17 protein-coding genes are annotated in these 20,619 nt (G+C 72.3%); 8 read left to right on the top strand and 9 right to left on the bottom strand.

The features are described from left to right. Positions 1–154: 154 nt before the first annotated feature. Both ACFWZ5_RS36555 and ACFWZ5_RS36550 read right to left on the bottom strand, forming a co-directional pair. On the bottom strand, positions 155–1,786 hold the full coding sequence (locus tag ACFWZ5_RS36555; RefSeq protein ID WP_384891846.1) for an alkaline phosphatase D family protein: 1,632 nt from the start codon (positions 1,784–1,786) through the stop codon (positions 155–157). Between the two features lie 89 nt (positions 1,787–1,875). Further along, a complete protein-coding gene (locus tag ACFWZ5_RS36550; protein WP_384804316.1) occupies positions 1,876–2,523 on the bottom strand; it encodes an HNH endonuclease family protein in 648 nt (215 codons plus the stop codon). A gap of 496 nt (positions 2,524–3,019) precedes the next feature. On the opposite strand from ACFWZ5_RS36550, the gene ACFWZ5_RS36545 reads away from it, so the two are divergent. Continuing rightward, positions 3,020–3,598: a TMEM165/GDT1 family protein gene (locus ACFWZ5_RS36545; protein ID WP_384804314.1), complete on the top strand. Its 579-nt coding sequence runs from the start codon at positions 3,020–3,022 to the stop codon at positions 3,596–3,598. Positions 3,599–3,786: 188 nt separating this feature from the next. Then, positions 3,787–4,446 (top strand): HAD-IA family hydrolase, encoded by a 660-nt coding sequence (locus ACFWZ5_RS36540; RefSeq protein WP_384804312.1) that lies wholly within the window; start codon positions 3,787–3,789, stop codon positions 4,444–4,446. An 87-nt stretch (positions 4,447–4,533) separates the two neighbouring features. Here the strand turns inward: ACFWZ5_RS36540 and ACFWZ5_RS36535 are convergent, their stop codons facing one another. Continuing rightward, positions 4,534–5,514 carry a peptidoglycan-binding protein gene (locus ACFWZ5_RS36535; protein ID WP_384804310.1) on the bottom strand — a complete coding sequence of 327 codons (981 nt, stop codon included), beginning with the start codon at positions 5,512–5,514 and terminating at the stop codon, positions 4,534–4,536. 125 nt (positions 5,515–5,639) lie between these two features. Here ACFWZ5_RS36535 and ACFWZ5_RS36530 point away from each other — a divergent pair, with 125 nt between their 5' ends. The 3 genes from ACFWZ5_RS36530 to ACFWZ5_RS36520 are packed head-to-tail and all read left to right on the top strand — an operon-like array spanning position 5,640 to position 9,463. Next, positions 5,640–7,673: an MFS transporter gene (locus ACFWZ5_RS36530; protein ID WP_384804308.1), complete on the top strand. Its 2,034-nt coding sequence runs from the start codon at positions 5,640–5,642 to the stop codon at positions 7,671–7,673. A 59-nt stretch (positions 7,674–7,732) separates the two neighbouring features. Beyond that, positions 7,733–8,452: a HEAT repeat domain-containing protein gene (locus ACFWZ5_RS36525; protein ID WP_384804306.1), complete on the top strand. Its 720-nt coding sequence runs from the start codon at positions 7,733–7,735 to the stop codon at positions 8,450–8,452. Between the two features lie 6 nt (positions 8,453–8,458). Beyond that, on the top strand, positions 8,459–9,463 hold the full coding sequence (locus ACFWZ5_RS36520) for a HEAT repeat domain-containing protein (RefSeq protein ID WP_384804304.1): 1,005 nt from the start codon (positions 8,459–8,461) through the stop codon (positions 9,461–9,463). Positions 9,464–9,518: 55 nt separating this feature from the next. Here the strand turns inward: ACFWZ5_RS36520 and ACFWZ5_RS36515 are convergent, their stop codons facing one another. Continuing rightward, complete coding sequence (locus tag ACFWZ5_RS36515; protein ID WP_384804302.1) at positions 9,519–9,848, bottom strand: antibiotic biosynthesis monooxygenase family protein; 330 nt, start codon at positions 9,846–9,848, stop codon at positions 9,519–9,521. A 126-nt stretch (positions 9,849–9,974) separates the two neighbouring features. Here ACFWZ5_RS36515 and ACFWZ5_RS36510 point away from each other — a divergent pair, with 126 nt between their 5' ends. Then, positions 9,975–10,367: a hypothetical protein gene (locus ACFWZ5_RS36510; RefSeq protein ID WP_384804300.1), complete on the top strand. Its 393-nt coding sequence runs from the start codon at positions 9,975–9,977 to the stop codon at positions 10,365–10,367. A 14-nt stretch (positions 10,368–10,381) separates the two neighbouring features. On the opposite strand, the gene ACFWZ5_RS36505 is transcribed toward ACFWZ5_RS36510, so the two are convergent. The 3 genes from ACFWZ5_RS36505 to proP form a co-directional block, all read right to left on the bottom strand. Then, positions 10,382–11,053, bottom strand: a complete 672-nt coding sequence (locus ACFWZ5_RS36505) for an O-methyltransferase (protein ID WP_384804298.1) — start codon at positions 11,051–11,053, stop codon at positions 10,382–10,384. 173 nt (positions 11,054–11,226) lie between these two features. Further along, entirely contained in the window at positions 11,227–11,754 is a 528-nt protein-coding gene (locus tag ACFWZ5_RS36500) for a hypothetical protein (RefSeq protein ID WP_384804494.1), read from the bottom strand. Positions 11,755–11,979: 225 nt separating this feature from the next. Further along, positions 11,980–13,422, bottom strand: coding sequence for a glycine betaine/L-proline transporter ProP (gene proP / locus ACFWZ5_RS36495; protein ID WP_384804492.1), 1,443 nt, complete (start codon positions 13,420–13,422; stop codon positions 11,980–11,982). A gap of 355 nt (positions 13,423–13,777) precedes the next feature. Between proP and ACFWZ5_RS36490 the strand changes: the two genes are divergently transcribed. Next, positions 13,778–15,976, top strand: a complete 2,199-nt coding sequence (locus tag ACFWZ5_RS36490) for a bifunctional glycosyltransferase 87/phosphatase PAP2 family protein (RefSeq protein ID WP_384804490.1) — start codon at positions 13,778–13,780, stop codon at positions 15,974–15,976. On the opposite strand, the gene ACFWZ5_RS36485 is transcribed toward ACFWZ5_RS36490, so the two are convergent. Beyond that, a complete protein-coding gene (locus ACFWZ5_RS36485; protein ID WP_384804488.1) occupies positions 15,933–17,567 on the bottom strand; it encodes a hypothetical protein in 1,635 nt (544 codons plus the stop codon). The two genes, ACFWZ5_RS36490 and ACFWZ5_RS36485, sit on opposite strands and share 44 nt — an antisense overlap. 222 nt (positions 17,568–17,789) lie before the next feature. Continuing rightward, complete coding sequence (locus ACFWZ5_RS36480; RefSeq protein ID WP_384804486.1) at positions 17,790–19,034, bottom strand: cytochrome P450; 1,245 nt, start codon at positions 19,032–19,034, stop codon at positions 17,790–17,792. A 246-nt stretch (positions 19,035–19,280) separates the two neighbouring features. Between ACFWZ5_RS36480 and ACFWZ5_RS36475 the strand changes: the two genes are divergently transcribed. Next, positions 19,281–20,450 (top strand): steroid 3-ketoacyl-CoA thiolase, encoded by a 1,170-nt coding sequence (locus ACFWZ5_RS36475; RefSeq protein ID WP_384804484.1) that lies wholly within the window; start codon positions 19,281–19,283, stop codon positions 20,448–20,450. The last annotated feature ends 169 nt before the right edge of the window (positions 20,451–20,619 follow it).

Raw genomic sequence — 20,619 nt, 5'->3', positions numbered from 1 at the left:
GCGCCTCGTCCTCAAACGCCGGACGGGCTGAAATCACCTCGCCCGGCCGGCGAAGGTTCTAGCCCGTCCGGCGTTTGAGGACGAGCGCGCAGCGCGGATAAAAGGGGGCCTGGGGGCGGAGCCCCCAGTTCGGGAAGGGGCGGGGTGGGGGAGATCAAGTCAGCGACGACTCGGACACCGTTCGCAGACCCGTCCCGTCCGCCCGCGCCTGGTCAAGGCGGAGCGCAGCGCCACGCCCCCGCAAGGTCAGCGTCATCAACTGGTTCCCGAACCAGGGACCCCCGGTCCTGCGCCAGCTGACCTCGGCCCCGCCGAGCCGCCCGTGCCGGGCGAACCGCCGACCGAGCGCACGCCCCACCCGGCTCCAGCCGAAGCGGAACCCGACCCGGATGGAGGCGGGGACGGAGTTGTGCACGGGCGAGCAGGTCAGCTGCAGGACGCGCGCGTCGGGCCCGTCACCGGCGGGCCACGCCGGCTCGGCGACGTACGCGTGATGCACGTCGCCGGAGAGCACGCACACCGTCGCGGGAGCGCCCGCGCCCGACCCCACCTCGGCGATCAGCCGCGTCAGCGAGGCGAACGACGCCGGGAAGGCGGCCCAGTGCTCGAGGTCGGCGCGCCGGCGCAGCTTCTCGCCGAACCGCGCCCAGCGCGCCCCGCGTTCGCCCCGGCACAGGGCCGCGTTCCACCCCTCGACGTCGTGGATGAGGTGGGGGAGCAGCCACGGCAGGGACGTGCCGATCAGGAGGTGGTCGTAAGTGCCGTCGAGGGCCTGCTCGCGCAGCCAGCGCTCCTCCTCCGGGTCGAGCATGGCGCGCTTGTCCTCGTCCAGGACGCGCGCGGCGCGGGTGTCGACCATCAACAGGCGTACGCGGCCGAAGTCGCGGCGGTAGCTCCAGCGGGCGGACGCGGGCTCGTCGTCGGCCTTGGCGGCGAAGGCGCGCAGCGCGTCGGTGCCGTCGGGCGTCGCGCGCACCGCCGCGTACACCTCGTCGCGTTCGAGCTCGGCGGGCGGCAGGTTGCCGATGTGCTGGTGCACCCAGTACGACATCAGGCCGCTGAGGACGCGCTCGCGCCACCAGGGTGTCGCGCGCATCTCGCCGAGCCAGGACGCGCTGGTGTTCCAGTCGTCTATGACGTCGTGGTCGTCGAAGATCATGCAGCTCGGGACGGTGGAGAGGAGCCAGCGCACCTCGGGGTCGAGCCAGGACTCGTAGTACAGGTGGGTGTACTCCTCGTAGTCCGCGACCTGGTCGCCCGGGGGCTCCGACAGGTCGCGCCGCAGGGCGAGCCAGCGGCGCGTGGCGTCGGACGTCTCGTCCGCGTACACCTGGTCGCCGAGGAGCAGCAGGACGTCCGGGCGCTCGGCGTCGGGGTCGGCGGCGATGCGGGCCGCGAGCGTGTCGAGGGCGTCCGGCCCCACGGGGTCGTCCTCGTCGCTGGGCGGCGCCGCCCAGCGGCAGGAGCCGAACGTGACGCGGACCGTTTCGGGCTCGTCGGCGGGCGTCCGGATGGTGCTCGGCGGGAACGGGAACGCCGCATCGGGCGGCGGCCACACGGGCGTGTCGCCGAGCCGGACCTCGTACGCCGTCTCCGTGCCCGGCCTGAGGCCCGTGACCGGCACGAGCGCGTAGTGGTGCCCGGCGATCTGGAACGTGCGGGCCGAGCCCGTGGCCCCGTCCGCGCACCGCACCTCGGCCGTGCAGGGCCGGTCGGCCTCCACCCACACGGTCGCGCTCGCACCGTCGACATGTCTCAGCAGCGGGCCGAGACGCAGCCGTGCCACAGCGATCACCCTCCTCCGTCGCCCCGTACGGTACGGAACGACGGAGGCGGGCGGGACGGTTCCGCGCAGACCGTTCGATTCGCGAGGTTTCAGCAGCCGTTGAGGATCGAGGAGAGGGCGCTCTTCTCGGCCGGGTCGACCGTGAGGTTGTAGTGCTGCTTCACGTCCACCCACATCCGGGCGTAGAAGCAGTGGTACGAGGCGACGGGCGGCAGCCACTCGGCGGGGTCCTTGTCGCCCTTGGCCTGGTTGACGTTGTCGGTCACCGCGATGAGCTGCGGCTGGCTCAGGTCGTTGGCGAAGCCCTGCCGCTGTGCGGTGGTCCAGGAGTTGGCGCCGGACTTCCAGGCCTCGGAGAGCGGTACGACGTGGTCGATGTCGAGGTCGGAGGCCTGCGTCCAGGTGGCGTTGTCGTACGCGGACTTCCAGGTGCCGGAGACGGCGGCGCAGCTGCCGTCCTGCTGGACGTTCTCGCCGTCGCGCTTGAGGACGACCTCACGGGTGTTGCAGGCGCCGGACTGGGTGATCCAGTGCGGGAACTTGTCGCGGCTGTAGCCGTCGGACGAGCCCTCGGCGCGGACGGTGAGCTGGGCGAGGTAGGTGCGGGCGGTGTCGGCGCTGACGGGGGTGGGCGGCGCGGCCTGGGCCGGGGACCCGGTGAGCAGGGTCGTGCCGCAGGCGAGGGCGGTGAGGGCACCCAGGGCGGCGAGGCGGCGACGCGCGTAGACAGCGGGCATGCGAACTCCCTTGACGTGGGGGGATGGTGACCACTCGGGCGTGGTCATGCTGGCGTTGTGGGGTTGCCAGCGGATGTGCGGGTGGTGACAGGGTCGCGTCAAATGGGTGGACGGGGCAAGGGTTCTGGCGAAGTGTCACCTGTGCGCCGAGGCAAAGGAGTTGCCGTCTTGTGATCCAGCTCACGCGCAAGAGGGTCCGGGGTCGGTGCGGGGCGTGCCCGGACGTAGGACGAAAGTCCCTGTTCAGGGCCGTGGGGGCGTCGCGTACCATGGGTGGCGCAGAAGGGGAGTAGCTCTTCGCCGGACCGTCGACATACTGCTCAGCTCGTCTGAGCCGGCGCCCGGAGGCGGCCCACGCGGTGGGCGGCCAGCGAGACCTTCGGCAAGCAGTGCCCACGTACACGCCCGTGTACGTCCGTGTGCGCTGCCGTGCCGAGGTGTCGTACGCGAAGGCTGCGGAACTCTCGGTGGGGCGGCCCGACCGATTGAGGAACCCTTGATCAGCCTCAGTGTGATGGCGCTCGTCTTCGGCGTCGTCTTCCTCGCCGAACTGCCCGACAAGACCGCGCTCGCCGGGCTCGTCCTCGGCACCCGCTACCGCGCCAGCTATGTCTTCGCGGGCGTCGCCGCCGCCTTCGCGGTGCACGTGGTGCTCGCCGTGGCGGCGGGCAGCGTCCTGACGCTCGCGCCGCAGCGCCTGGTCCAGGCGATCACCGGCGTGCTGTTCCTCGGCGGCGCCGCGATGCTGCTCATGAAGAAGGGCGAGGACGACGACGAGGTCAAGGCGCCCAGGGACCAGAGCTTCTGGCGGGTCTCGGGCGCGGGCTTCATGCTCATCCTGGTCGCCGAGTTCGGCGACCTCACGCAGATCATGACGGCGAACCTGGCCGCGCGGTACGACGACCCGCTCTCCGTCGGCCTCGGCGCGGTGCTCGCGCTCTGGGCCGTCGCCGGGCTCGGCATCGTGGGCGGCAAGGCCCTGATGAAGCGGGTGCCGCTGTCGCTCATCACGAAGATCGCGGCGCTCCTGATGCTGGGGCTCGGCCTGTGGAGCCTGTACGAGGCGGTGGCCTGACGCGGGGCCGCGGGGGCGTGACGCGGGGGCGCGGTGGTCTGAGAGGTCGCTGACCTGCGTTGTTGGTCATTGGGGCCCCTGTTTTGTACCGTGAAGAAACAAAGTGGCTCCGCTCGTACTCCCTGACCGGCGGGCGGAGCCGCCTTGTTCCCCTCTTCCGTGTGCGGGCCTTCCCTTGGAGTACGCCGATGACGGCCGTGAACGAACTGACCGCCCGAGCTCTCCTCCTCGACATGGACGGCACCCTCGTCAACTCCGACGCCGTCGTCGAGCGCTGCTGGCGGCAGTGGGCCGCCCGGCACGGACTCGACGCCGACGAGGTCATGACGGTCGTGCACGGACGGCAGGGGTACGCGTCCATGGCGCTGCTCCTGCCCGACCGGCCGATGGCCGAGAACCACGCGGAGAACCGCGAGATGCTGGCGCAGGAGACGGCCGACATGGACGGCGTCGTGCCCGTGCCCGGAGCGCCGGAGTTCCTCGCCGCCGTCGCCGGTCTGCCGCACGCGCTCGTCACGTCCGCCGACGTGGGCCTCTCCACCGGCCGGATGGCCGCCGCGGGCCTGCCGCTGCCGCGGGTGCGGGTGACCGCCGAGAGCGTCTCCGCCAGCAAGCCCGACCCCGAGGGCTTCCTCAAGGGCGCGGCCGAGCTGGGCTTCGACCCCGCCGACTGCGTCGTCTTCGAGGACTCCGGCGCGGGCATCGCGGCCGGGAAGGCCGCGGGCATGCGGGTCGTCGGGATCGGCCCCCGCGCCGGGGAGTACGAGCCCACGGTGTGGGTGGACGACCTCACGCAGATCCGCGTCACCGCCGACGCGGACGGGGCGATACGCCTCACCTTCGCCTGAGCCCTGCCTCTGCCCTGCCCCTGTCCTGCCTTCGGCTGAGCCCTTCGGGCCGTCCGCCCAGGGGCCGTCCGTTCAGGGGCCGTCCGCTCAGGGGGCGCTCGTCTCCGCCTCCAGGGCGCGGCGCGTGGCGCTGCCGTACGTGCCGCGCGGATCGTCGGTGACGCCCCGGGCCCACTGGTAGCGCGCCACCGCGTCGGCGACGACGGGGGAGTAGACGCCGTCCGGCGGGCCCACGTACAGCGACAACTGCCCCAGGCGGTACTGGAGTTCGCGCACCTCGTCGCCCGTGTCGCCCACGCTGAGGGCCGGGGCGGCGGGCGGGCGCTCCGGCTGTGCCGGGCGGTGCGAGGGCGGCAGCGACACCGTGCCGGTCGCGCGGGCCGTCGTACGGGTCGGCGATGTGGGCGGTTCCGCGTGGTGCGCCCGCGGGGACGACGACGCCGACGGGGAGGGCGTGCGCGTGGGCCGCGGGCGGGTCGTCGTCGGGCTCGGCGCGGGCTCCGCCTTCGTCACCGAGTTCCGCGCGTCCCCCTCTTCGGGGTCGGGGTCGGGATCCGGCATGCCGGACCGCGTGTCCGGGAGGGCCAGGTCCTCGCCGTCGCCCCGGTCACCCCCCGTGAACATCCCGCCGGCGAAGACGGCCGCCGACGCGACAAGCACGCCCACCCCGGCGAACAGCCCCGTCCGGCCGTGCCGCGCGGACCTGGCGTACACGGCATCGGCGGGCCCCGAGGCCTCCTGCGGGGCGGTGGGCCCGGCCTCCTGCGGCAGCGGCGCCGAGGCCCCCGACACCAAGGCCGGAAGCGGGGCCTCCGGCTCGGGCAGGGTCACGTACGGGCGTATCCGCAGCGGGTCGAAGTCCTCCGCGGCGGCCGCCTGGGCCGACCGCGTCTCCAGCGCCGCCCGGGCCGCCGCACGCGCACAGCCGCACGCGGGCGCCCCGTCCGGCGCCCGCGCCGTCCCGCACCCCGGACACGCCCGCCCCGCCCCGTACTCCGGTCCTGCCGCGCTCCCCGGACCTTCCGTGCTCCCCGGGCCTGCCGCGTTCCCTAAGTCTCCTGGGCTCACTGGGTGCTCCCCTCGCCTCGCCGGTCCCGCAGGGCTCCACAGGAGTATGCAGCCGCGCGACTCAACAGGCCATAACGGGTGACTCGGACCACGATGGAGAGGGAGAGCACCCGCAGGAGGTGTCCATGACGCACGACGTGAGCACCCGCCCGGCCGGGCCCGCGCACGGGGCCGGGCCCCCGGAGCACGTGCGGCGCGGCGTGCTGGTCTCCATCGGCGCGCTGCTGCTCGGCATGCTGCTCGCCGCGCTCGACCAGACCATCGTCTCGACCGCCCTGCCGACCATCGTCAGCGACCTCGGCGGCATGGAGCACCTGTCGTGGGTCGTCACCGCGTACATGCTGGCCGCCACGGCCGCGACCCCGCTGTGGGGCAAGCTCGGCGACCAGTACGGGCGCAAGAAGCTCTTCCAGACCGCGATCGTGATCTTCCTGGTCGGCTCGGCGCTGTGCGGCATCGCGCAGAACATGTCGCAGCTCATCGGGTTCCGCGCCCTGCAGGGCCTCGGCGGCGGCGGGCTCATGGTCCTGTCCATGGCGATCGTCGGCGACATCGTCTCGCCGCGCGAACGCGGCAAGTACCAGGGCCTGTTCGGCGCGGTCTTCGGCGCGACCAGCGTCCTCGGGCCGCTGCTCGGCGGCCTGTTCACGCAGCACCTGAGCTGGCGCTGGGTGTTCTACGTCAACCTGCCGGTCGGCGTGGTCGCGCTCGCCGTGATCGCCGCCGCCCTGCACATCCCGGTCCGCTCCGCCCGGCACACCATCGACTACCTCGGCACCTTCCTCATCGCGTCCGTCGCCACCTGCCTGGTCCTCGTCGCGTCCCTCGGCGGCACCACCTGGGCCTGGGGCTCGCCGCAGATCATCGGCCTTGCGGTCCTCGGCGTGGCGCTCGCCGTCTGCTTCGTGGCGGTGGAGCGGAAGGCCGCCGAACCCGTCATTCCGCTGAAGCTGTTCCGCATCCGCACCTTCACCCTCTCCGCCGTCATCAGCTTCGTCGTGGGCTTCGCGATGTTCGGTGCCATGACGTACCTGCCGACGTTCCTCCAGGTCGTCCAGGGCGTCTCGCCCACCATGTCCGGCGTGCACATGCTGCCGATGGTCGTCGGCATGCTGATCTCCTCGACCGCGTCCGGCCAGATCGTCAGCCGCACCGGGCGCTGGAAGGTCTTCCCGGTGGCGGGCACGGCCGTCACGACCCTCGGCCTGCTGCTCCTGCACCAGCTGAAGCCGGACACCCCCACGTTCGAGATGAGCGCGTACTTCTTCGTCTTCGGCCTCGGGCTTGGCCTCGTCATGCAGGTGCTCGTGCTCATCGTGCAGAACGCCGTCGCGTACGAGGACCTCGGCGTCGCCACGTCCGGGGCGACCTTCTTCCGGTCCATCGGCGCGTCGTTCGGCGTCGCGATCTTCGGTACGGTCTTCGCGTCCCGGCTCGGCGACAAGCTCACCTCCGCCCTGCGCGGCCAGGACCTGCCGCCCGGCGTCACCGTCGACTCCCTCAAGGCCGACCCGCGCGGGGTCGCCGCCCTGCCGCCCGGCGAGCGGCCCGCCGTCCTCGACGCCTACTCCGCCGCCATCACCGACGTCTTCCTGTACGCGGCGCCGGTCGCCCTCGTCGCGTTCGTCCTCGCCTGGTTCCTGCGCGAGGACAAGCTGCGCGGCGCCGTCACCGCGCCCGATCCCACGCAGACCCTCGCCAGCAACCCCGTCGAGCGCTCCTCGTACGACGAGGTGGCCCGCGCCCTGTCCCTCCTCGGCACCCGCGAGGGCCGCCGCGCGGTCTACGTCCGCATCACCGAGCGCGCCGGGTACGACCTGCTGCCCGCCGCCAGCTGGCTGCTCCTGCGCGTCGCCCGCCACGGGCACGTGGAGCCCGCGACGCTCGCCGAGCGCGGCGCGGTGCCGCTGACGGTCCTCACCCAGGCCGCCCGCCAGCTGGAGGAGCGCCGCCTCGTCATCCGCGAGGGCCTCGGCCTGCGCCTGTCCGACGCGGGCCGCACGGTGGCCGCTGACCTGGCCAAGGCCCGCGAGGAGTCCCTCGCGGAGCTGCTCGGCGACTGGTGGGGGCCGGGGCGGCCCACGGACCTGAGGCGGCTCGTGGAGGAGCTGGGCGCCGAGATGTGCGGCTCCGACTCGGAACGCCCCCTGCCCCGCTGACGGCCCGCTTGACCTTGACACAGTGACAAGGTCTTCACTGTGCCGAGGAGGTGGCCTCGATGATCACGTCGGACGAGAAGCCGCAGCATGAGACGCCGCAGAACGAGACGCAGCAGGAGAGCAAGCCGGGCGCGGGTGGGCCGGGCGTCCTCCGGCACCTTGAGGACAGCCGCTCGTCGGTGCGGCTGCGGGCGGCGCTCGCGGCCGGTACGGACCCGGACCCGCGGTTCGTCGGCACGCTCGTCGAACGCTGCGCGGTCGAGCCCGAGTTCTTCGTACGGGAAATGCTGACGTGGGCACTCATCCGCCACGCCCCGGCCGTGACGGTCCCGGTGCTCATGGACGAGGTCCGCTCGGAGCGCGCGCAGGCCCGGAGCCAGGCGTTGCACACGCTGTCCAAGATCGGGGACCGGGGGGCGTGGCCGGTGATCACGCGGGCGCTGCTGGCCGACGCCGACGACGAGGTGGCGCGGAGCGCTTGGCGGGCGGCGGTCGTGCTCGTGCCCGAGGGCGCGGAGCCCGGCCTCGCCGCGGCGCTGGTGACGCAGCTGGGGCGCGGCGGGCGCGAGACGCAGCTGAGCCTCAGCCGGGCGCTGACGGCGCTCGACGCGACGATGCTGCCGGCGCTGCGTACCGCGATGACGGATCCCGAGCCGCGCGTGCGGCAGCACGCCATCGCCACGGAACGGCTGTGGCGCGACCCGGACGCCGGATTCGAGTTCGCGGTCGAGGAGGCGAAGCGCGTCCTGGCCCTCGGCGCGCCGAGCCCGGCGGGGTGACGGGCCGTGCGGATCGGTGAGGTGGCACGGCGCTCCGGAGTCAGCGCCCGCATGCTCAGACACTACGAGTCGCTGGGCCTGGTGCGGCCGACGGGCCGCACCGGCGCCGGCTACCGCGAGTACTCCGGCGAGGACATCCGCCGCATCTTCCACATCGAGAGCCTGCGGTCCCTTGGCCTTTCGCTGCACGACGTGGGGCGCGCGCTCGACGACCCCCGCTTCGCGCCCGCGGAGCTCGTCGACGACCTCATCCGCCGGACGCGGGAACGCATCGCGGCGGAGACGGAACTGCTCACGCGGCTCCGCAGGATCGACGCCGCGGAGCCCACGGGCTGGGAGGACGTCCTCCAGACCGTCGCGCTCCTCCAGGCGCTCGGCTCCCCGAGCGCGGGGACGCGCCAGCGCGCCGCCCTGTCCTCGGTCGACGAGGCGCCCGTACCGGTGGAAGCGCTGGTCGAGGCGGTGCTCAGCGAGAGCGACCCGCATGTCGCCGGTGCCCTGCGCTGGGCCCTCGCGCAGTCGGGCGACGGCGGCCAGGATCTCCTCGCGAAGGGCCTCGGCTCGCCCGTGGCCGAGGTGCGCACCCGCGCCGTCCGGTCCCTCGCCGAGATCCCGAACGCCGAGGCGACCGCGCTGCTGCGGGACGCCCTCGATCACCCCGATGCCGCGGTCCGCAGGTACGCGGCCCTGGCGCTCGGGGCACGCGGCGTCGCCGACGCGATACCGACGCTCGTCGGCATGGTCGTCGAGGAGACGCACGAGGCCGACGCGGCCGACGCGTTGAGCGAGCTGGCGGGCGATCCCGCCCTCGCGGACCGGATCGCCACCGGGCTCGTCGACCGCCTCACCCACGACGCCCTCGAACCGGCCGTACGCCGACGCGTCGCCCAGGCACTCGCGGACATCCCGGGCCCCACGACGGCCCGCGCCCTCGCGGAGCTCTCGCACGACGAGGACCGTGGCGTCGCCCTCACCGCGACCTACATCCTCAAGCTGCGCGGCGCGCGGTGACGCGCCCTCAGGCCGCGCCGCGCGCGGTGACGCGTCCCCCGGCGGGCCGCCGGAGCTATGCGCTCTTGGGCGCGGCCTGCTGCACGACCTCGAACGACCACAGCGTCGAGCCGGACGCGGCCGGCTTGGGACGCTCACCCTCGGCGGCCCCGCCCCCCTGGTGCGCGGCCTTCATCGGGCCCTCCATCCACGCCTGGAAGGAGGCCTCGTCGCGCCAGCGCGTGTACACCAGGTACTGCTCGGTGCCCTCGACGGGGCGGAGCAGCTCGAACCACTCGAAGCCGTCCGAGCTCTCGACGGAACCGGCGCGGGCGGAGAACCGCCGCTCCAGGACCTCGCGCTGCTCGGCGGGCACGGTCAGGACGTTGATCTTCACGATGCTCATGCGTCCATCCTCGCGCACGCCCGCGTGAGGACGGCGTGAGCCCCACGTCGTACGGCGCGAGACCGGGCGGCGGCCGCGGCAGGGCCTTAGGATGCGCGCGGGTGTCCGAATCCAGGGGGTACGCAGATGCTGGAACTCACCATGGCCGCGCTCTCCGGCGCCGACGCGGGGGCGACCGCAGGCATGACGATGACGGAGGCGCCCAGCGAACCGGGCGCCGTGCTGCACGTCGGCCGTGACGGCGGCGTGTGCAAGCTCGTGGCGCCGCAGGACTGGCTGTTCGTCTCCCGGGTGCACCTGGAGTTCCGGTGCGGTCCCGACCGGTCCTGGACGGTGACGTGGCTGCGCGGCTCGCAGCCCGATCCGGCGTCCGAGGTGCGGATCCTGGCCGGCGGGACGGCGCTGCCCCTCGCGTACGGCGGGGCGGCGCGGCTGCCGGGCGGCGGCTCGGGGGAGGTCGTCGTGCAGGACAGGTCGGGCCCGCGCAGCATCAACGTGGGCTTCTACCACGAGGGTTGAGGACCCGTGGAGGGTCAGTCGAGGACGCGGGCGAGCGCGAACCCGTCGTAGCCCTTCGTGCCCACCGTCTGCACCGCCGTGCCGTCCAGCTTCGGGTGCCGCGCGATGAGCTCGACGGCCTCGCGGGTGCCGCGCACGCTGGGGTCGTCCGACGCGGCGTCGGCGACCTGGCCGGAGCGGCCGACGTTGTCGAGGACGATGAGGCTGCCGGGCCGGGTGAGCTTGAGGGACCACTCGACGTACCGCGCGTTGTTGACCTTGTCCGCGTCGATGAAGACCAGGTCGAAGGGGTCGGCGCCCTCCGTGTCGAGCGCGGCGAGCGAGTCGAGGGCCGGTCCCGTGCGGACCTCGGTGACCTTGTCGAGCCCGGCGCGGGCGAGGTTGGCGCGGGCCACGTCGGCGTGCTCGGGCGCGAACTCCAGGGAGATCAGGCGGCCGTCGGCGGGCAGCGCGCGGGCCAGCCAGATGGTGCTGTAGCCGCCGAGGGTGCCGATCTCCAGGATGCGCCGCGCGCCCTGGATCCGGGCCAGGAGCTGGAGGAGCTTGCCCTGGTTCGGGGCGACGTTGATGTGCGGGAGCCCGGCGGCGTCGCTGTCGGCCAGGGCGGCGGTGAGCGCCTCGTCCTCGGGGGCGAGCTGCGCGGTGAAGTAGTCGTCGACGGCGGTCCATTGGGGCTGGCTGCTCATGGGACTCCTTGCCGGTGAGGCCGTACTCTTCGCGTACCTAGTTAGTTTCACTAAGGAGACTAGGTCATGGGAACGGCGACGGCCACCGTTTCCTCCCGGCCGGTGTGGCGGGAGGAAACGGTGGCCGTCAGTGGCGGTCAGGAGCCGTCCGGGCCCTCAGGGGCCGACCGGACTCAGGCGCCCCAGGTGCCCTGGTTCACGGAGCAGTTCCAGCCGTTGCCGCGCACCTTGAACTTGACCTTGTAGTGGCGGGTGTTCAGGAGGCGGGACTTGACCTTGACGCCGAGGCTCGCGCGGCCCTTGAAGGTGCCGTCGTAGACCGTGACGGACTGCGAGGTCTTGCGGGTGATCTTGGCGCCCTTGCCCTTGGCCTTGGCGGAGCCGAAGCGGACGTTCTTCACGTTGGTGACCGTGAAGGAGACCTTCTTGAAGGTCTTGCTGCTCTTGTTCTTGATGCCGAAGTACAGGCCGCCGTTCGTCACCCAGCCGCCCGGGCCGATGTAGAACCGGGACGTGTAGACGATGTCGATCGGGCAGCCGGTGTTGGCCGCGGCGGACGGCGCGCTCTGCGGCGCGACGGTCTGCACGGAGGGCCGCGGCGTCGGCGTCGACGCGGACGCGGCGCCGGCCAGGCCGAGCTGTGCGGCGGTGATGGCCCCTGCCGTGGCCAGGACTGCGGTGGTGGTGCGCGAACGGTTCACTGCGCTTGTACCTCTCCCCCTGTGACCCTCACGGGTCCAACTGTCAGGACGTGCTGTGCGTTCACAGCGTTCACACAGGACGCATGCGTTCTGTGCCGCCCGTATTGTTAGCACGCGGACAAACGCCGGAGGCAACCAGCCGTCACTCCAGCACCACGTCGTGACAGAACCAGGACATTCGCGGGACAACGCGGCCGGTGGTTCTCCCGTCCGCGGAGCCCGGGCTCAGCGCTCGACGGCGGCCGGTGAACCGGGCAGCGGCAGCCCGGCCGACTCCGTCATCCGCCACACCGCGAAGCCGCCCACGACGGCCGCGGCCATCATGTAGTACGCGGGCATCATCGTGTCGCCCGTGGCCCCGATCAGCGCGGTGACCACCAGCGGCGTCGTACCGCCGAAGACCGACACGGAGACGTTGAAGCCGATGGACAGGGAGCCGTAGCGCACCTTCGTCGGGAAGAGGGCGGGCAGCGCGGCCGGCATGGACGCGGTGAAGCAGACCAGGAGCAGCCCGAGCGCGGCCATGCCGAGGCCGATCGCCCACAGGGAGCCGTCGCGGATCAGGAGCAGCGCGGGCACGGAGAGCAGGAAGAAGCCCGCGCAGCCCGCCGCGATGACGGGGCGGCGGCCGATCCGGTCGGTGAGCGCGCCGACGAACGGCTGAGCACACATCATCAGGGCCATCACCGCGAGCACGACGAGCAGCCCGTGCGTCTCGTCGTACGCGAGCTCCTTGGTCAGGTACGTCGGCATGTACGACAGGAGCATGTAGTCGGTGACGTTGAAGACGAGGACCAGGCCCACGCACAGGAGCAGGGCCCGCCACTGGGTCGTCACCAGCTCGCGCAGCTTGGTCTTGCCGCGCGCCTTCTCGTCCTGGTGGGCGCGCTCCAGCTGGGCCGCGAACGCCGGGGTCTCCTCCAGGCGCAGCCGCAGGTAGAGGCCGATCAGGCCCATCGGGCCCGCGATGAGGAACGGCACGCGCCAGCCCCACGACAGCAGGTCGTCGGCGCTCAGCAGGGCCGTCATCAGGGTCACGAGGCCCGCGCCGCCGATGTACCCGGCGAGGGTGCCGAACTCCAGCCAGCTGCCGAGGAAGCCGCGCTTCCTGTCGGGCGCGTACTCCGCGATGAACGTGGCGGCGCCCGCGTACTCGCCGCCCGTCGAGAAGCCCTGGACCAGGCGGGCCGCGAGCAGCAGGACCGGCGCCCAGACGCCGATCGTCGCGTACGAGGGGATCAGGCCGATCGCGAACGTGCCCGCCGCCATCATGATCATGGTGAGGGCGAGCACCTTCTGGCGGCCGACGCGGTCGCCGAGCGGGCCGAAGACCATGCCGCCGAGGGGGCGGATCAGGAACGCGGCCGCGAAGGCGCCGAAGGTGGACAGGAGCTGCGCCGTCGGGTTCCCGGAGGGGAAGAAGACCTTGCCGAGCGTGACCGCGATGTAGCTGTAGACGCCGAAGTCGAACCACTCCATCGCGTTGCCGAGCGCGGCCGCCTTCACGGCGCGCCTGACGAGCGCCGGATCGGTGACGGTGACGTCGGCGGCGCCGGGCTCCGCGGGGGCGGACCCCGTGGGGGCGGACGCCGCCCGGGTGCTGGGTACGACGGGTGTGGCGGTCGGCAAGGGCTCGCTCGCCTGCCTTTCGGTCGACGACAAGGGCATGGGTCGCGACCATAGGTGCATATGCCACCATTACGTTCCGTGCCCGCCTCGTCCCGGAGTGCAGGCAAAGCGGGTGTATGCAGCTCAAATGCCACAATGTGTGGCGGTGTGGACATGGCGCTCATGTGATCTATGTCGCGTCCGGCCCGGGGAACCGGCCGGGAGCCCGCGCCGGTTGGGCACCGGAGCCGAAAAGCCGGTAGAAAGCGGTGTGGCGGCCAGGTGACATGGGGGTTGCGCGCGTCTCACCCAAGGGCGTGCGAGCCTCTTCGGGTGAGATCGCGGATCTCTGAGATCACGGATCTCCTGGAAATTTGATCGAGGATGACGGATGGGGCGGGAGGGCCGACAGGGCGTGGCGAATGTTGAGCACAGGGGACCGGGCAGCGCCTTGGGCGCCCGGGCACCCGGGACCCCCGAAGCCCGCGTCGGAGCGATCCGTGTCGCCCTCTGGCTGGTCGCCGCCGTCCTGGCGGTCCGGCAGGCCGCCGTCGTCCTGCGCACCCCCAAGGGCGAGCGCCTGACCGACCTGGAGACCTGGATCGGCCCGCACGGCGTGCTGCACGTGAAGGGCTCGCTGTACGACGCGGACAAGTTCACCGGCACCCCGTTCGCCGGGCTCGTCCTCAAGCCGCTCGCCAGCTCCGCCGAGCAGGCGCTCGGCTGGGCGTGGACGTTCGGCACCCTCGGCCTCGTCGTCGCCATCGGCCTCGTGGCCGCCCGCGCCCTGCCGCAGCCCGTCTCGCGGCGAGCCTCGCTGCTCGCCGCCCCCGTCGCGATCTGCCTGCTCATGCTGTCGCTGCCGGTGCGCAACACGCTGAACCTCGGCCAGACCAGCATCATCCCGGTCCTGCTCGTGCTCCTCGGCTGCTTCGCCGTGCGCGGTGAGCGGGCCAGCGGCGTCCTCATCGGCCTGGCCGCGGCGCTCCAGCCCACCGTGCTGCTCTTCGCACCGCTGCTGTGGTTCACCGGCCGCAGGAAGGCCGCCCTGTCCACGGTCGCCACGTTCGCCGCCGCCACCGCCGTCGCCTGGGCCGCCCTGCCGCACGACTCGTGGACCTACTGGGTGCACCACATGGCGGGCGCGGGCCTCGGCGCCAACCCGGACGCCAACGCCAACCAGTCGCTGCACGGCGCGCTGCTCCGCTTCGGCCTCCAGGGCCCGCTCGAAATAGGGCTCTTCCTGGGCCTGGGCGCCGCCGTCGCCTTCCTCGGCCTGCGCCGCGCCGTGAAGTACGCGAAGGACGGACAGCTCCTCCTCGCCGTCGCGCTCACCGGCTGCGTGGCCATCGCCGTCTCCCCGACGAGCTGGCAGCACCAGCTCCTGTGGCTCCTGCTCGCCGTCGTCGGCCGCGTCGGCAAGCGCGCGTCCGACCGGTACGTGTGGCCGATCGCCGTCGTCCTCGTGATGACGCTGCCGTCGCGGATGATGCTCCCGAACATGTCGTTCCTGGAGCCGCTGCGCGACAACGTCGTGCTGCTCGCCGCGCTCGCGTCCGCGCTGATCGTGCCGTTCCTGTCCCGCACGGCCCCCGAGTACCGGAAGCCGATCCCCACCTCGTACGCGGAGCCCGTGCCGGCGCGCTGGAAGTGGGTGCCGCTGTTCCCGTTCTGGCGGCGCGTCCTGACCCGCCCGAACCTGCTCCTCGAACTGCTCCTGATCCGCGTCGGCTACTCCGCCTACCAGCAGACCCGCCTCGCCGCGACCGGCGGCACCATCTCCGGCGGCCGCGAGCGGGCCGAGGCGCACGGCGAGCAGATCCACTCCATCGAGCAGTTCCTGCACATCGACATCGAGCACTGGTTCAACCATCTGACGGCGCGGACGCCGTGGATGGAGAGCTTCTTCAACTTCTACTACACGTCGTTCCACTTCGTGGTGCCGCTGAGCGTCCTCGCGCTCCTGTACCTGCGCCGCCCCGCCCAGTACCGCTGGGCGCGCTCCGCCCTCGGCTTCGCCACGCTGCTCGCGCTCGTCGGCTTCTGGGGCTACCCCCTCGCGCCGCCGCGCCTGATGGAGGACCTGGGCTTCATCGACACCATCCACGGCCCGCAGGACTTCTCGCAGCCGGACTACGGCACGCTCACGAAGCTCACCAACCAGTACGCGGCGATGCCCTCGCTGCACTTCGGCTGGTCGCTGTGGTGCGGTCTGACCATCGCGATCCTCGCGCCGAAGTGGTGGATGAAGGCCCTCGGCCTGCTGCACCCGTTCTTCACGGTGTGCGCGATCGTCGGCACCGGCAACCACTGGGTGCTCGACGCGGTGGGCGGCGCGGCGGTCGTCGGCGCGGGCTTCGGCCTGACGTATCTGCTCCAGGGGCCGCGGGTGAAGCAGGTCCTGAAGCCCGCGGTGGCCGGTCCATCGCTGTCGCTGGGTACGAGACTGAAGGCCGCGAAGGCCGCGAAGGCCGCACCAGCGGCACCAGCGGCACCGAAAGCGTCCCGGACTCAAGATTCCGATGGAGGCGGCGGAGACGGCGGGGACGGCGGGGACGACGACGGGCCCGTCAGCACGCCGCCGGACGCGGCGAGCGACCGTACCCCGAGCTGATCCGGTAGGTGCCCGGCGCGGGCACCGTGAGACGGGTGAACTCGCCGTCCTTCGTCAGGCACGCGCCCTCGGCCCGCAGCCACGGCGAGTACACGACCCGCAGGGTCACGGGCCCCCGCTCCGGCACCCGCACCACCACGTCCGTACTGGTGGAGCGGACCACGGAGGCGGGGGCCGACGCCATGGGCACGGCGTTGCGCACCCGGAACACCCGCCAGTGCTTGTCCTTCCACACCGGCTCGAGCCACTTCGGCCCGCTCCTGACGAGGGCCGCCTCCTCGCGGGCGGGCCCGTCCGGGCGGCCGTTCGGCAGGACGACGAAGCCGACCGCCCACTTGTCGAGCCACGCGCGGTACGTGGTGGCGGAGAACGAGCCGTCGTAGAAGACGCGGCCGCGCTCGATGTCCAGCTGGCGGTTCCAGCCGCGCGCCATGTTCACGTACGGCGCGAGCGCGGTGGCCTCGCGGTGGTTGCGGGCCGGGACGACCTCGACGCGGCCCCGGTCGGCGCCGAGCCGCTCCAGGGCGCTCACCACGCCCCGCGTGTCGGTCGCCCACGCCGGCACGACCGTCGACACCTCCAGGTCGTCGGCCGTCTTCTGCACCACCCAGGCCGTCGAGAGGACGAGCCCGGTGACGAGCGCGAGGCGGCGCATCACGGGCAGCGACGGGCTCAGGAGCGCGGCCAGGAGCAGGGCGGGGGCGACGAGTTCGGCGAGCCGCTCGACGTTCGTGCCGATCGGCGACGGGATGAGATACGTCAGGACGGTCCCGAGCGCGTACACGCCCGCGCCCCACCGCAGCACCCGCCACTCGCGCGGCCCCGCCACGATAAGCAGGAGGCTGAAGAAGACGGGCGGGAAGATCCGGTCCGCCCACATCAAGTGCTCGCCCTTGAAGGGGAAGAGCAGGGTCGTCACGCCGACGACCACGACGGGCGGCACAAGCAGGGCCGCGGCGCGCCCCCACTCCCGTACGCAGAAGTAGCCCGCGCCCGCCACGAGCAGGAACAGGCCCGCCACGGGCGACGCCAGGGTGGCGAGCGCCGCGCACACCGCCGCCACCGCCAGGCGCCGCTCGCGCAGCACGGCGAGGACCGCGCCGAGCCCGAAGGCCAGGCCCAGGGCGAACGTGGTGCGCCCGGAGGCGACGTTGCACCACACGGCGAGCGAGGCGAGCACCGCGGGGGCGAGCGGGCGGCGGACGCCGGCCCGCTCGATGAGCGCCGCGACCAGCCAGGCACCGGCGATCCCGGAGAGGACGGTGACGGTCTTCACGCCGAGCGCGGCCATCAAGTACGGGGAGATGACGCTGTAGTTGGCGGTGTGCATGCCGCCGTACCAGAAGAGGCTGTACGCCGCCGTGCCGTGGTCGGACACGAACCGGGCCCAGGCCTCCTGCGCCGCCAGGTCGCCGCCGCCGGTCGCGAGGAACGCGGCCCACACCGCGTACAGGGGGAGTGTGGGCGCTGTCGCGAGGACGGGTATGCGATGCCGCTGGTAGAAGGAACGGAAAGCACGGAAGGGGTCCTTCCGTTCCGCGGACGGGCTGCCGGTCGGGAGGATCGAGAGGTCGGCAGAGACCACGGTCACCGTTTCCGTTCGATGTCTGTGGCGGGCAAGGGTCACCCCTCTAGACGCCTTGCTTCACGAAAACGTTGGCACTCTTTCCGATCAAGTGAACATTTGGCGGGTTTCTTAACTCCATGTGCACGTACGGTGTCCGGTCCGTACTCGACCGGGCGCCGCGGGCTCGGTGCCAGGGGAGGCAGGGGCGGGGCGTAGGGGATGTGCCCCTGCCTCCCGTGCGGCGGGTCAGCGGGTGCTGACCTGGAGCTCCTTGACTCCGTTGAGCCAGGCCGAGCGGAGCCTGCGCGGGTCGCCGGTGAGCCGCAGGCCGGGCATCGCCTCCGCGACGGCGCCGAAGATGAGGTCGATCTCCAGGACCGCGAGCGACTTGCCGAGGCAGAAGTGCGGGCCTCCGCCGCCGAAGCCGAGGTGGGGGTTCGGGTCGCGGGTGATGTCGAACACCTCGGGGCGCGCGAAGACTTCGGGGTCGTGGTTGGCGGAGGAATAGAAGATTCCGACGCGGTCGCCCCGCTTGATCCGGGCGCCGCCGAGCTCGGTGTCCTCGGTGGCGGTGCGCTGGAAGGACACCACGGGCGTGGCCCAGCGCACGATCTCCTCGGCGGTCGTCGCCGGGCGCTCGCGCTGGAACAGCTCCCACTGGTCGGGGTGGGTGAGGAAGGCGTGCATGCCGTGCGTGATGGCGTTGCGGGTCGTCTCGTTGCCCGCGACGGCGAGCAGGATCACGAAGAACCCGAACTCGTCGGAGTTGAGGTTGCCTTCGTCCTCCGCGGCGACGAGCCGGCTCACGATGTCCTTGGCCGGGCACGCCTTGCGGGCGGCGGCGAGGTTCATCGCGTACGACACGATCTCCATGGCCGCCTCGGCGCCGACCTCCTCGGTGATCGCGTACTCCGGATCGTCGTACGCCGCCATCTTGTTGGACCAGTCGAAGATCTTGGAGCGGTCCTCCTGGGGTACGCCGATGAGCTCGGCGATGGCCTGGAGGGGGAGTTCGACGGCGACGTTGGTGACGAAGTCGAAGGAGCCGTCGGGCCCGGCGTTCGCCAGGGCGGCCTCGACGATCCGGTGCGCGCGGTCGCGCAGGGCGCCCTCCAGGGACCGGATGGCGCGGGGGGTGAAGCCGCGCTGCACGATCTGGCGCACGCGGGTGTGCTCGGGCGGGTCCATGTTGAGCATGATCAGCTTCTGGACCTCGATCTGGTCGCGGCTGATCGACTCGTTGAAGCGGATGATCGCGGTGTTGAGGTTCGAGGAGAACAGCTCCGGGTGCGTGGACACGTACTTGACGTCGTCGTGCCGCGTGACGGCCCAGTAGCCCGAGTCGTCGAAGCCGGAGGCGCCGGGCGGCTGTGCCACCCAGCAGACCGGCTCCGTCCGCCGGAGCCGCGCGAACTCCGGGTGGGGCACGCGCTCTTGGAGCAGGTCGGGGTCGGTGAGGTCGAACCCGTCGGGCAGCGCGGGACAGGGCATCGCGACTCCAGGCGTTCGCTCGGCCGTCTGACCTGACGGCTCATCAGAAGTGCCGCTCGGCTCGAAAGGTAGTAACGGGTTCTACAAGGAGCAAGGGGCGGCGCCGGGTTGGTTGCGTGTGCGTTGTGGGCGAGGTACGTGCACGACCCTTGCGGTGGCGGGGGCGGGCTCAGCAGACTGCAAGGGGAACTAGAACGCGTACTAGTTCTTCGGTCGGTTCGTTCCGTGGATGGAGAGGATGAGTTCATGGCCGCCGAGCCCGTCATCGTCGAAGCCGTGCGCACCCCCATCGGCAGGCGCGGGGGCGCGCTCGCCAACCTCCATCCGGCCTATCTGCTCGGCGAGACCTACCGCGAGCTCCTCGGCAGGACCGGCATCCACGCCGACTGCGTCGAGCAGATCGTCGGCGGCACCGTCACGCACGCGGGCGAGCAGTCCATGAACCCGGCGCGCACGGCGTGGCTCACCATGGGCCTGCCGTACGAGACCGCGGCGACGACCGTCGACTGCCAGTGCGGGTCGTCCCAGCAGGCGAGCCACATGGTCGCCAACATGGTCGCGGCGGGCGTGATCGACGTGGGCATCAGCTGCGGCGTCGAGTCGATGTCCCGGGTGCCGCTGGGGTCCGGGAGCAAGCACGGGCCCGGGAAGCCGTTCCCCGACGAGTGGAACGTCGACCTGCCCAATCAGTTCGAGGCGGCGGAGCGGATCGCCCGGAAGCGGGGGCTCACGCGGGAGAACGTGGACTCCCTGGGGCTGCTCTCGCAGGAGCGGGCGGCCATCGCGTGGGCCGAGGAGCGCTTCAAGCGGGAGACCTTCGCCGTGCAGGTCCCGACCACCGAGGCGGAGCAGGCCGCGGGCCAGGGCATGTGGCGGCTCGTCGACCGCGACGAAGGGCTGCGGGACACGTCCATGGCGGCGCTCGCCGGGCTCAAGCCCGTCATGCCGACCGCCGTGCACACGGCAGGGAACTCCTCCCAGATCTCCGACGGGGCCGCGGCCCTGATGTGGGCGTCCAAGCGGATGGCGCGGGCGCTGAAGCTGAAGCCGCGCGCGCGGATCGTGGCGCAGGCGCTCGTCGGGGCCGATCCGCACTTCCACCTCGACGGGCCGATCGACGCGACGCGGGCCGTGCTGGGCAAGGCGGGGATGTCCCTGAAGGACATCGACGTCGTGGAGATCAATGAGGCGTTCGCGTCGGTGGTGCTGAGCTGGGCGCGGGTGTTCGAGCAGGATCTGGAGAAGGTGAACGTGAACGGGGGCGCGATTGCGCTCGGGCATCCGGTGGGGGCGACCGGGGCGCGCCTTCTGGCGACGGCGCTGCATGAGCTGGAGCGGCGGGATCGGGAGTTTGCGCTGATCACTATGTGTGCCGGGGGTGCCGTTGCTACGGGGACGATTCTGCAGCGGCTGTAGCCGTCGCGGGGCGCCACAGACCCGCCCCTTCCCGAAACTAGGGGGCTCCGCCCCCTAGGACCCCCTTCTTTCCGGCCTTCGGCCTTGTCCTCAAACGCCGGACGGGCTGGATTTTCCAGCCCGCCCGGCGTTTGAGGGCGAGGCGCGAAGCGCCAACAAGGGGGGAAAG

Source organism: Streptomyces sp. NPDC059003, assembly GCF_042740445.1.
In the GTDB taxonomy this organism is placed as follows: domain Bacteria; phylum Actinomycetota; class Actinomycetes; order Streptomycetales; family Streptomycetaceae; genus Streptomyces.
Note: the sequence above shows the minus strand (reverse complement) of the source record. Positions and strands in the feature narration are given on the sequence as shown.